The following is an 11,075-nucleotide window of genomic DNA, read 5'->3' as shown; positions in this document are numbered from 1 at the left end:
CCATAGTACGAGAGGACCTGGGTGGACGAACCTCTGGTTTGCCGGTTGTCACGCCAGTGGCATGGCCGGTTGGCTACGTTCGGGTGGGATAACCGCTGAAAGCATCTAAGCGGGAAGCCTTCTCCAAGATAAGGATTCCTTCATGCCCGTTCGGGTGTGTGTACCCCCCATGGAGAACACGTGGTTGATAGGCCGGAGGTGGAAGCCCTGCGAGGGGTGGAGCCGACCGGTACTAACGGGGGAAGGACAATCACACGACTTGCCCGTCGTTTCAGGCGGGTGGCGGGGCTGGTTTTGCCGGTCCGGTGGGTTGTCCGGGTGACACGGAGCACTGATATGGTTGACTGCGATCAGGTTGATGGTGTTGTTGCTTGCGTCCGCTGTCCGGTTCCCGGCCGGTCACTGTTTTTGCCGGTGCCGCTCCTGGTTGGGGTGGTGTCGTGTGTTTGGTTTTGCGGTGGTCATGGCCCAGGTGAGACGCCCGGTCCCTTTCCGAACCCGGAAGCTAAGGCCTGGCACGGTGATGGTACTGCACTCGGTAGGGTGTGGGAGAGTAACACGCCGCCGCATACACTTGTTTGGTGGGGGTTGTTCCTACGGGAGCAACCCCCATTTTTTTTTTTTATTTCCATTTGTTTTGCTCCTCACCGACGGAACCTGTCATCTACGGTCTGAAACCGTCTTTCTCCCGACCGGTTCTGCTAAGTATGGTCCGCCGCACGGCTCATAGCATGAAGGCCCTCGCCGAATACTCGGCGAGGGCCTTTGCATAGGTGCGAGATCTGTTTGCATCGATCCGTTGCATCAATCCGTGGCTAGCGGACCAGACGAATCTTCTTGACGTCGTCACGCTTGGTTTCGCGATACAGCACGAACCGGTTGCCGATCACCTGCACCAGTTCGGCATGCAATGCATCGGCAAGCTGAGTACCAGCCTCCTTAGCGGTCAGCCCCGAACCATCCTGCACCGCGCACTTGATGATCTCCCGCTTCTCGATGGTCTCGTCAGCCTGCTTGATCAGCGTGTCGGTGATATCGTTCCTGCCGATCATGATCAGGGGATTGAGCTGCATGCCCAATGTGCGCAGCTGCTTGATCTGTGCCTTGTTCAATGTCATGCCGATGACAACCTCGTTTTCTTCGATTTCGCGGATACCCGCGTTGAATACGGTGAACAGCTTACCGTACGCTTTGGAAGGATGAGATCGTGTAGAGACGGTAGCATGATCGGTGAAGCATGTCGTCTCGTATGAAAGGACGTTGACATGGCTGACGAGGGTAGGACGCAGAAGCTTCAATCACCGGAACTGACATTGAATGATGTGCAGCATACGGTGATTCCACAGATAGGATTCGGCACCTTCCAGATTCCCGCGCAGGATACGCAGCGGGCCGTGGAGGAGGCGCTGGAGATCGGATATCGGCATATCGATACCGCCGCAGCCTACTACAATGAGGAAGGCGTCGGCGCGGCATTGAAGGCCACCGGCATGGCAGGCAAGGTGTTCGTCACCACCAAACTTCGTAATTGCGATCAAGGCTACGATGCTTCGAGATTCGCCTTCGAGGAATCGCTGCGCAAGCTGGGCGTGGATGCGATCGACATGTATCTGATCCACTGGCCGATGCCCCGAATCGACAAGTATCGGGAAACATGGCGTTCGCTGCTGAAACTGCGCGACGAAGGACTGGTTCGCGTGCCGGCGGTCAGCAACTTCCTTCCCGAGCACATCGATGCGCTGATCGCGGATTCGGGGGAGACCCCCGCGGTGAATCAGATCGAAGTCCATCCGCGGTTCTCCCGGCCGGACACCCTGCGGTATTGTGCAAAACACGGCATTGCCGTGGAAGCATACAGTCCGCTCGGACACGGTGCGGACATGAACGCGCAGCCTGTACTGGATGCGGCGAAGGCCCATGATGTGACGCCGGCTCAGGTGGTGCTGCGCTGGCATACGCAGGAGGGTCGCATCGTGATTCCGAAGTCGAAGCATGTGGAACGCATGAGGCAGAACCTCGCCAGCGCCGGATTCGATCTCACCGCGCAGGAGCTGGCCGCCATCGACGCGCTGCACGACGATTCGGCCCGTGTGAGCGCCGATCCGGTGACATACGTGCAGTCTCAGTCGTGGGCGGACCAGAAGGCCCGCGGCAACGTGTGAGTTCCGTTTTCGATATCCCGGTTCGACACCGGGAGACTTATGGGGCGGCTGTGCGCCGACGTCATTCCTCGGGATGACATTCGTGCACAGCCGCCTTTGATGTTTTCACCCCTGCGCACGATGGGAAGCACCGTCGCTCTTCCGTATCGTTGATCATGCCGCCGAGGAATGGCGAGAATCAAAGAGCAGAGGAGGATTTCCGATGGGTAGGCATACTGCTGTTGAACCGAAGAGCAACGGGGAACGACGAACGTTCGCAGCGCACGGGCAGGATCCGGTCGGGAGGCATCGCGGGGGCGTGGCCGAGATACCGACCTTGATGGATTCCCAGCCTATGGGAGGACGCCTCCCAGTGGCCATCGAGGCCATCGGACTGGTGAAGGACTATGGCGAGGGGGAGAACGTGGTGCATGCGCTGCGAGGCGTGAATGTGAGCTTCGAACGTGGCATGTTCACCGCGATCATGGGGCCGTCCGGCTCGGGTAAATCCACGCTGATGCATACGATGGCCGGTCTCGATTCCGCCACACGAGGACACATCCTGTTCGACGGCGCGGACATCACCGAGATGAACGATCGACAGCTCACGCTGCTACGTCGCAGAAAGATCGGGTTCATCTTCCAAAGCTTCAATCTGCTGCCCATGTTCACCGCCGAGCAGAACATCCTGATGCCGCTGACGCTGGCCGGATCCAAGCCGGACCGTGTCTGGCTGCGTACGCTGGCACGCACGCTGGGCATCGAGCATCGCCTGAACCATCGTCCCAGCGAACTGTCCGGCGGACAGCAGCAGCGCGTGGCCATCGCCCGCGCGCTGATCACCAAACCGAAGCTGGTGTTCGCCGACGAGCCCACCGGCAATCTCGATTCGGTGTCCAGCGGCGAGGTGCTGGACTTCCTCAGGCGGTCGGTCCGCGAACTGGGACAGACGATCATCATGGTCACGCACGATGCGGTGGCGGCCTCCTACGCCGATCGGGCCATCGTATTCGCGGACGGCGCCATCGTGGCCGACGAGCGGAATCCCACCCCCGAACGCATGAACGAACTGCTCATGGAGGAGCGCCGGAACGCCTCGGCGCATACGCGGACGAGTCGCTGAACGAGACCATACACAGGAAAGACGCACGATAATGTTCTCCATAACCATCGGAATGATGAAACGCGGTGCGAAGATGCTCGTACCGGCGGGCATCGCCATCATCATCGGCACGGCGTTCATCGCCGCCACACTGCTGTTCGGCAATGCGATGAACGACACCCTGAAACGCATGACCACCGCACAGTACGGCGATGCCAACTACTCCATCGGATTCGACACGTCCATTGCCGATGCGGACGACGCGGACATGGACTACCTGTATTCGCGGACCATCTCGGACTTCCATCCGGAACGGCTGCGAGCGGTCGAAGGCGTGAAGGGGCTGCGCTTCGAGGCGCGTGCCGAAGCGGTCGCGGCCAACGGTGACCGCCATGCCAACATGTTCGCCGTGACCACCTCAGCGGAGAGGGGACTGCTGCCCGTGACCGTCACGCAAGGCATCCAGCCGGCAGCCGGTGGACAGGTCGCATTGCAGGAATCCACGGCGAAACAGCTGGGCGTAGGTATTGGTGACGCCATCACGTTGGCGTCGAAGGGCGCATCGTCTGATATACAGGCGCGCGTCGTCGGACTCACCCGCGACGACGCCGGCGCCTACCCCTACTACGGCGGCGCCTCGCTGCTCTCCGACGATCTCATGGCCGCAATAAGCGGCGTGGCCGATTTCGGGCGGGTGAACGCCACCACGGCCTATCTCGATATCGACGGCGAGCCGGCCGCCATGAAGACCACCATCGACACGATCAACCGTATCCTGCCGAAACGGTTTGCCGTGCAAAGCAGGGACAAGGCGGCCGAGGACGCCGTCAAGTCGCTTTCCGGCGGAGACACCGACATCGTCACCACATTCCTGCTCGGCTTCGGCGCGCTCGCCATGCTCGTCGCCGCGCTCGTCATCGCCAACACGTTCCAAGTACTTGTAGCTCAACGGCGACGTACCCTCGCCCTGCTGCGCACCATCGGCGCCGGCAAGGGGCAGCTGTACGCCTCCGTGCTGTTCGAGGCGGGATTGCTCGGCCTCGTCGCATCCGCATTGGGCGTGGGTCTCGGTCTTGCGCTAATGGGTGCGGTGACGGCATCCGGCCTGACATCGTCCATCGGCATGCCCATGCGGCTCGTGCCCGATTGGCGCGTATTCGTCGTGCCGATCGCATTCGGCGTCGTCATGACGGTCATCGCGTCACTCTCCTCCGCACGCACCGCCACATCCGTCACACCGCTGGAGGCTCTCAGACCGATAGAACTGTCGGAAACGCGTCGCACGGGCGTCATGCGGGGCGTTCTGTCCGCGCTGATGCTCGCAGCGGGACTGGCAATGTGCGCCTATGCGGCATGGCAGATGCACTGGTACGGTATGGGACGAGATTCGATGATCGCCGACCACTATTCGACCGTGCTCGTCGTGGCAATCGGCGGGTGCGCGCTGGTCTTCCTCGGCCTCATCATCTCCGCCGTATACTGGCTGCCTCGGGCCTTGTATGGAGCCGGTGCCCTCGTATCCCTCGCCGGTCCGAGCGCCAAGGTCGCCCACGCCAACATCCAGAAGAACCCGCGGCGTGTCGCAGCCACCGGCGCTGCGCTGCTCATCGGTGTCACCCTCGTCTCCACGATCGCCACCGGCGCCGCCAGCGGCAAGGCGACCATGAGCGAAGCGCTCACCACCCGATATAGCGTCGATATGATCGCCTCCGGCGACGACATGACCGACGCCCAGGCCGCACGGGCAGCCAAGGTGAAGGGCGTGGCCTCATCCATATATGCGCCCATCACGACGGTGAACGCGAAGGATGCGCACGGCGCGAACATCACCACGCTCGTCGTCGGTGTGGACGGCTCGAACGACCTGCGCAAGGTCATGCACGCCGACCTCGGCGGCACGACCATCGGAGAAGGCACGATACTCATGCCCGAGCGCTCCGCGTTCGACGGCAAGGACTTCGCGTTCACGAACGGTCGTGTCGAACTCACCGCGGCTGGCGCCACCGGAGGCGGCAAGGACGCACTGACGCTTGACGTGCGACAAGCCGACTACCGCCGCGTCTCAGCCGACTACGCCGCTGTCGCCTTCGTGAACGTCAGGCACTTCACCGACGGCGACCTGAAGACCGACGGTCACATGCTGCTCATGCGCATTGACGCCGACGGTGCCGGCACCACCCTCAACGACGTGTTCACCGGCGTGCAATCCGCATTCACCGATTCCGCAGGCGTCACCGTCATCGGGCCTATCGCCGAACGGGCCCAATGGGAGACGATGATCAATGCGATGATGGCGCTGCTCGTCGGACTCATCGCCGTCGCCGTGCTCATCGCGCTTGTAGGCGTGGCGAACACGCTGTCGTTGTCCGTCATCGAACGCACCCGGGAATCCGCCACTCTGCGAGCCATTGGCATGACGCAAGGCCAGCTGCGCCGTTCCCTCGCCATCGAGGCGTTGCTGCTCGCGCTCGTCTCCGGTCTGGCCGGTGTGGTGCTCGGCGCCGGATTCGGGTGGCTCGGCTCCTACATGGTGTTCAGCCTCTATGGCACGGTGGTCTTCCCGTTCGACTGGACGGTCAACGGGGCGACGCTCGGCATAGCGGCGATCGCGGCCCTGCTCGCCTCCGTCGCCCCCGCTCGACGTGCCGTGAAGACGCCGCCGGTCGAGGCGCTGGCAGAAGCCTAGCGATCACAACAGCACCCACCGTTCCGTCAGCGAACATTCAGCAGACGGGACTATAACCACCATCAAGTGATGCCCGCACGACACGCCTTCGGACGTGAAACGGCGGGCATCGTCCATGGCTACACCAGTCGGTTTTCGTAGGCGAAGACCACCGCCTGCACTCGATCCCGGGCATTGATCTTCGCCAGAATATGCGCCACATGGGTCTTCACCGTAGGCAGGCCGATGAACAGCTTGTCGGCGATCTCCTGATTCGATAGTCCGTGGGCGATCTCCACCAGCACCTCGCGCTCGCGGTCGGTGAGCAGATCCAGCTCGGGATCACGATAGAACGATTGCGTCTCCTCGGGGGACGAATGCCGTGCTGATGCCGACTGCCTTACCGCGTCGTCGCGGTTTTCCCGGCTTTCCCGGCTCATCTTCTCGATCAGCCGCTTGGTGGCCGAAGGGGCGATGATCGCATTGCCCTGATACACCGTGCGGATCGAACCGAGCAGGGTTTCGGGCTCCGTGTCCTTGAGGAGGAACCCGGAGGCGCCGGCGTTGATGGCCGACATCACGTATTCGTCGAGGTCGAACGTGGTGAGGATGATCACGCGCGTCATGTTCTCCTTCAGCGACGTGATGCGGCGGGTGGCTTCGATGCCGTCCATGCCGGGCATGCGCACGTCCATCAGCATCACGTCCGGATGCTCCCGTTCGGCCATCTCCACCGCCTGATTGCCGTCTCCGGCCTGACCGACGACCTCCAGATCCGGCTGGGATCCGATCACCATCACGAATCCCGCTCGAACCAGCTCCTGATCATCGGCGATGCCGACCTGAATGCTCTTCTTGTTTTCACTCACGGTTCCACTGTAATGATCATCGTGAGGATGGCAGTGGGGGAACACCCTGATTGTTCCCTGATTTTTCCGTCTGTCCGGTCTGTGATCGATTCGACGGCGTGACAGGGGAGAGCGGCATCACCTGATCCGCGGTCGGCGTCGTTTCGTCGCTGAACCCGGTCTCCCTCAGCACGCCCAGCAGCTGACGCATGCGTTTGAGCGCGGCACGCCCTTCGGAGGCGATGGTTTCGAATGCCTTCGATATGCGTTCCGGGGAGGGGTCTTCGTCCAGCATGCTCAACCCATGCTCCGCGCGTGCGATCACCGCTCGCAACGTGTCGGTCACGTCGCTCTGGATGTTCGTGCTGATGCGATTGCGTTCCATGTTGGCCGCCAGGATCTTCTGCTTGGCCTCCTCCTGACGCAGCGCATCCTCCCGGGCCTGAAGCACCAGCAGATTCGATTCGCGGGACTTCGACCATTTGCCCGCTGCGACGGCCGCCAGACAGGTGAGCACGGTCAGCGCGGCGTACACGCCGATCTCCAGCAGAAACGCGATGCGGGACATCGACAGGGATGCTCCCGTGCCGAGGTTGTGGCCGGCGATCGCGGCCACTCCGAGCAGAGGGTAGTTGATGCCGTCGGTCATCAGCGTCACCTTGAAGGCGAACGACAGTGAGCCGACCAGGATCATCGGAGCCACCCATATCACCGAACGGTTCCGCCCATACAGGGTCACTGAATACAGTGAAAGCACGGTGGCGAACGAGAGCGGCGTGAACCACGGCAGCAGCCAGGCCTGAACGATGATGATCACACCGAAGGCGAATGCGCTGGCCTGTGGGAAACGTCGCCGCCAGATCAGGGGAAGGACCGCGATGACATCGCTCAGCAGCAGGAGGATCTGCATTCCGGGGGATTGCTCCGAGGAAACCAAACCGGAATTGGCCAGGAACAGCATCAGCGCCGCATAGAAGGCGTCCATCACCAGGTAATGACGTTCGGTCCAGCGGGACATGCGCTCCACGATATTGGACCCGGCGTCTGCGAAGGAGTCCTCGTCCCTCCACTGGCGGCGGAACGATCGACGGGCCCTGCCCAAGGTTTCGATCAGCATCTGACGAAAGCCGCTCGACGCCGCGATGCTCGCCTTCGCATCATGAGGTGCTTCGTCATGACGGGAATGAGACTCGTTTGTCGCGGTGACGTCCGGCTCCGCCTTCCCGATATCGCTGCGGAGCGTTTCGCGGAGAATCGGAATCCGATTGCCACTGAACTCTGAATCATGCCGATCGATCCGCGTTCCGGCGAACGGGATGCGGGCGTTCACTTCGAACCCGCCTCCGAGACGCGGACCGGTATGCAGCGAGCCTCCCAACGCTTCGATTCGTTCCCGCATACCGATCAGACCGTAGCCGGGCTGGTGTCCATCCGCCGAGGCCGTCGACCCCCGTCCGTCATCGACGATGATGATGTGCAGACCTTCGTCGTCCCAGATCTCATCGATCCGGACGGTGATGTTCCGCCCGGCATACTTGCGTATGTTGGTCAAAGCCTCCTGGACTAGGCGATATGCGGCTGCGACGCCGTTGCCTCCCAGATCGTCCGGCGTGGGGTCTCCGTCGATCGTCCGATGCAGTTGCCAGGTCGGTGAGGCGGCGCGAGCCTGTTCGACCAGTCCATCGATGTTGTCGTAGGTCGGGGCGACATCGCCGTCGGAACTGTCCAGAAGATGCTGCATGTCGTGCAGTGCGCGCGTGCTCTCCTGCTTGATGGTGGTCATGGTGCGTCGCGCGAGATCGATGTCGTGCGTACCGGCGAACCTGCCGCCGTCCGCCTGCACGATGATCGTGGATAGCGTATGCGCCACCACGTCGTGCATGTCGCGTGCGATGCGGGCCCGTTCGGCCAGCGCGGCGATGCGTGTTTCCTCCTGTCGTCGAGCCTCCAATGCGGCGTTGCGTTCGCGCATCAGGCGAACGGTCCGGAGCCGGGCCTTCTGCCAGTATGCCATGACTATGGTGGCCAGGGTCGGCGTCAGAATCGCCGCCGTGAAGACCAGCAGCTGCTGCGTTACGGACGTTTCGCATTCCTGCCATGCGATGACGCCTCCGGAGGCCACGCATGGCGCATAGCCGGCCCGCACTACGGCTTTGACTGATAACGGGCCGAATCCCTCCACCACGGCGTTGACCGATATCGCGATCAGGCTCATGCCGGCGGCGACGGCGATGAACGCCCGCGCGTCCCTGCGGGTTCCCGTGACGATGACCGTGTGTAGGTGCGCCAGCGCGAACAGGTCACCGTAGGCGAGGGACGGGCCGAACAGCATCTGCACCAGACACAGGGCCACGAAGGCGATGGCCGAGGCCCGGGGAAAGGTTCGGCGAAAGATCATCGGCACCGCGAAGATCCACACCCAGAAGTTCGAGAACCATTGGTACTGGGCGTAGGTCATCAGTAGGGGATAGGGGGTGCCCGCGGAGACGATCAGACCGTTGACGGGCTCCGTTCCGCCCGACAATGCGGAGAACAGCCATGTGATGGTCAGGGCCAGCAGCGCATCGCCGACGATGACGTGGCGTTTCATCCACGCCATGAGGGCGTCGAATCCGGTTCCGTCGACCGGCCTCGTGAATTGTCTCCCGGGTTGTTGCACAAGGACAGCCTAGTGGAGACGCGGCCGAACCGCATTCCATCGCAGGGATGATAGGTCCGCGATACGTTTTCGTCGCCATGGCGATTCGCCGATACATCGATTCGTCGAGACGCTGTTTTCCCGATACGCCGTTTTTCCCGATACACGGCGGCGACATGGACACGGTAGAGTGGCGACCGTCGGAAGGAGACGACATGAGTGTACTGGCCCGCAACTACGTACCCGGACTATACGTGGAGGATCATTCCATTCGAGTGCCGCTGGACTGGCGGGGGGCTGATCCGGCCGACGTGATGGAACATGGACTGCCCGAATCGGACGGCGATACGATCAGCCTGTTCTACCGAGTGGTCACCTCGCCCGAACATGCCCATGACGAACTGCCTCTGCTGGTCTTTCTGCAGGGAGGCCCAGGAGGCCAATGCCCAAGACCGGTGAGCCCCACCGACGACGGGTGGATAGCCGAGGCGGTCAAACACTTCCGGGTGATCCTGCCCGATCAGCGTGGTACGGGACGATCCTCCCGTATCGACGCACAGACGATCGCCCGATTCGGCTCCGACGCGCGTGCCGCCGCCGACCATCTCAAGCTGTTCCTGGCGGATTCCATCGTCAGGGATTTCGAATACCTGCGGCTGAAGGAGTTCGACGGCGTGCGGTGGACGTCGCTCGGCCAAAGCTACGGCGGCTTCCTGACCCTGACCTACCTGTCGCTGTTCCCTCGCGGTCTCGCAGCGAGCTTCACCACGGGCGGAATCCCGCATGTGCCGGCCGACGCGGTGGAGGTGTATGCGCGCACCTTCCCGCGCATGGCGGCCAAAACCCGGCAGTACTACGCGCGCTACCCGCAGGACGTGGAACGGGTGGCCGCGGTCGCGGACCGACTGGCGTCCGGCGACGTGACGTTGCCCAACGGCGACCCGTTCTCCGTACGGCGGTTGCAGATGCTCGGCAGTGATTTCGGCATGAAACCCAGCTTCGAACGACTTCACTGGCTGATCGACCAGGCGTTCACCGGCGGCGACGGCACGGTTCCCCTTGAGAAATCTGCCGGGGAATCGGTTGAGGAATCTGTCGGGGAGCGGGGAGCGTCGGCCGCCCCGGTGACGCTGTCCACCGGCTTCGGCATGAACGTGCTGGCGCGCACCGCGTCATACGAACGCCCGCTGTACTGGCCCCTGCAGGAGTTCATCTACGCGGACGGCGAGCTGGATGCGCCGATCGACTGGGCCGCGCAGCACGAACTGGACCGGCACCCGGAATTCGCGGTTGACGCCCGGCCTCTGATGTTCACCGGCGAGGCGGCGCTGCGCTGGATGTTCGAGGAGGATTCGTCATTGAAACCGTTCCTTCCGGCAGTGGAACTGATGATGCAGGATACGCGGTTCGGAAGAATCTACGACGAGGACCAGCTGGCCCGCAACGAAGTGCCCCTGCAGGCGGCCGTGTACTTCGACGACATGTACGTGGACTCCGGCATGCAGCTCGACACCCTATCCCGTATCGGGCGCTCGCATGCGTGGGTGACCAACGAGTTCGAGCATGACGGCGTGCACGGGTCCGTGGTGTTCGGGCGGCTGTATCGCGAGGCGCTGGAGCGGGGTGATCTGGCCGGACCGCGGTGACGGCGCGGGCCGATGGCAGGAACGGCGAAACGGTA

7 protein-coding genes and 2 rRNA genes are annotated in these 11,075 nt (G+C 62.5%); 6 read left to right on the top strand and 3 right to left on the bottom strand.

Annotation, left to right across the window (positions count from 1 at the left end):
* Together Uis1B_RS07270 and rrf are read left to right on the top strand one after the other, a co-directional pair.
* Window positions 1-256, top strand: a 23S ribosomal RNA gene (locus tag Uis1B_RS07270); the annotation flags it as partial.
* 197 nt (window positions 257-453) lie between these two features.
* Window positions 454-570 (top strand): 5S ribosomal RNA (rrf, locus tag Uis1B_RS07265).
* 245 nt (window positions 571-815) lie between these two features.
* Here the strand turns inward: rrf and Uis1B_RS07260 are convergent.
* Window positions 816-1,118, bottom strand: coding sequence for a YhbY family RNA-binding protein (locus Uis1B_RS07260; protein ID WP_101616946.1), 303 nt, complete (start codon window positions 1,116-1,118; stop codon window positions 816-818).
* Between the two features lie 147 nt (window positions 1,119-1,265).
* Here Uis1B_RS07260 and Uis1B_RS07255 point away from each other — a divergent pair, with 147 nt between their 5' ends.
* The 3 genes from Uis1B_RS07255 to Uis1B_RS07245 all read left to right on the top strand — a co-directional run bounded on the left by Uis1B_RS07255 (window position 1,266) and on the right by Uis1B_RS07245 (window position 5,929).
* Window positions 1,266-2,162 carry an aldo/keto reductase gene (locus Uis1B_RS07255; RefSeq protein WP_101616944.1) on the top strand — a complete coding sequence of 299 codons (897 nt, stop codon included), beginning with the start codon at window positions 1,266-1,268 and terminating at the stop codon, window positions 2,160-2,162.
* A gap of 334 nt (window positions 2,163-2,496) precedes the next feature.
* Window positions 2,497-3,264, top strand: coding sequence for an ABC transporter ATP-binding protein (locus tag Uis1B_RS07250; RefSeq protein WP_243390304.1), 768 nt, complete (start codon window positions 2,497-2,499; stop codon window positions 3,262-3,264).
* 31 nt (window positions 3,265-3,295) lie between these two features.
* Window positions 3,296-5,929 (top strand): ABC transporter permease, encoded by a 2,634-nt coding sequence (locus Uis1B_RS07245; protein WP_101616940.1) that lies wholly within the window; start codon window positions 3,296-3,298, stop codon window positions 5,927-5,929.
* 119 nt (window positions 5,930-6,048) lie between these two features.
* On the opposite strand, the gene Uis1B_RS07240 is transcribed toward Uis1B_RS07245, so the two are convergent.
* Window positions 6,049-6,705 carry a response regulator gene (locus Uis1B_RS07240; protein WP_423734874.1) on the bottom strand — a complete coding sequence of 219 codons (657 nt, stop codon included), beginning with the start codon at window positions 6,703-6,705 and terminating at the stop codon, window positions 6,049-6,051.
* 88 nt (window positions 6,706-6,793) lie between these two features.
* A complete protein-coding gene (locus Uis1B_RS07235) occupies window positions 6,794-9,346 on the bottom strand; it encodes a sensor histidine kinase (RefSeq protein WP_165782787.1) in 2,553 nt (850 codons plus the stop codon).
* A gap of 263 nt (window positions 9,347-9,609) precedes the next feature.
* Here Uis1B_RS07235 and Uis1B_RS07230 point away from each other — a divergent pair, with 263 nt between their 5' ends.
* Entirely contained in the window at window positions 9,610-11,040 is a 1,431-nt protein-coding gene (locus Uis1B_RS07230) for an alpha/beta fold hydrolase (RefSeq protein ID WP_101616934.1), read from the top strand.
* Window positions 11,041-11,075 lie beyond the last annotated feature (35 nt).

This window comes from Bifidobacterium margollesii (genome assembly GCF_002860355.1).
Classification (GTDB): Bacteria; Actinomycetota; Actinomycetes; order Actinomycetales; family Bifidobacteriaceae; genus Galliscardovia; species Galliscardovia margollesii.
The sequence above is the reverse complement of the archived record's forward strand: the minus strand, read 5'-3'. Positions and strand labels throughout refer to the sequence as shown.

Coding starts and splice junctions, on each gene's coding strand:
- Uis1B_RS07230 (WP_101616934.1), top strand. CDS start 9,610: ATGAGTGTACTGGCCCGCAACTACGTACCCGGACTATACGTGGAGGAT.
- Uis1B_RS07255 (WP_101616944.1), top strand. CDS start 1,266: ATGGCTGACGAGGGTAGGACGCAGAAGCTTCAATCACCGGAACTGACA.
- Uis1B_RS07250 (WP_243390304.1), top strand. CDS start 2,497: ATGGGAGGACGCCTCCCAGTGGCCATCGAGGCCATCGGACTGGTGAAG.
- Uis1B_RS07245 (WP_101616940.1), top strand. CDS start 3,296: ATGTTCTCCATAACCATCGGAATGATGAAACGCGGTGCGAAGATGCTC.
- Uis1B_RS07240 (WP_423734874.1), bottom strand. CDS start 6,705: ATGGTGATCGGATCCCAGCCGGATCTGGAGGTCGTCGGTCAGGCCGGA.
- Uis1B_RS07260 (WP_101616946.1), bottom strand. CDS start 1,118: ATGACATTGAACAAGGCACAGATCAAGCAGCTGCGCACATTGGGCATG.
- Uis1B_RS07235 (WP_165782787.1), bottom strand. CDS start 9,346: ATGAAACGCCACGTCATCGTCGGCGATGCGCTGCTGGCCCTGACCATC.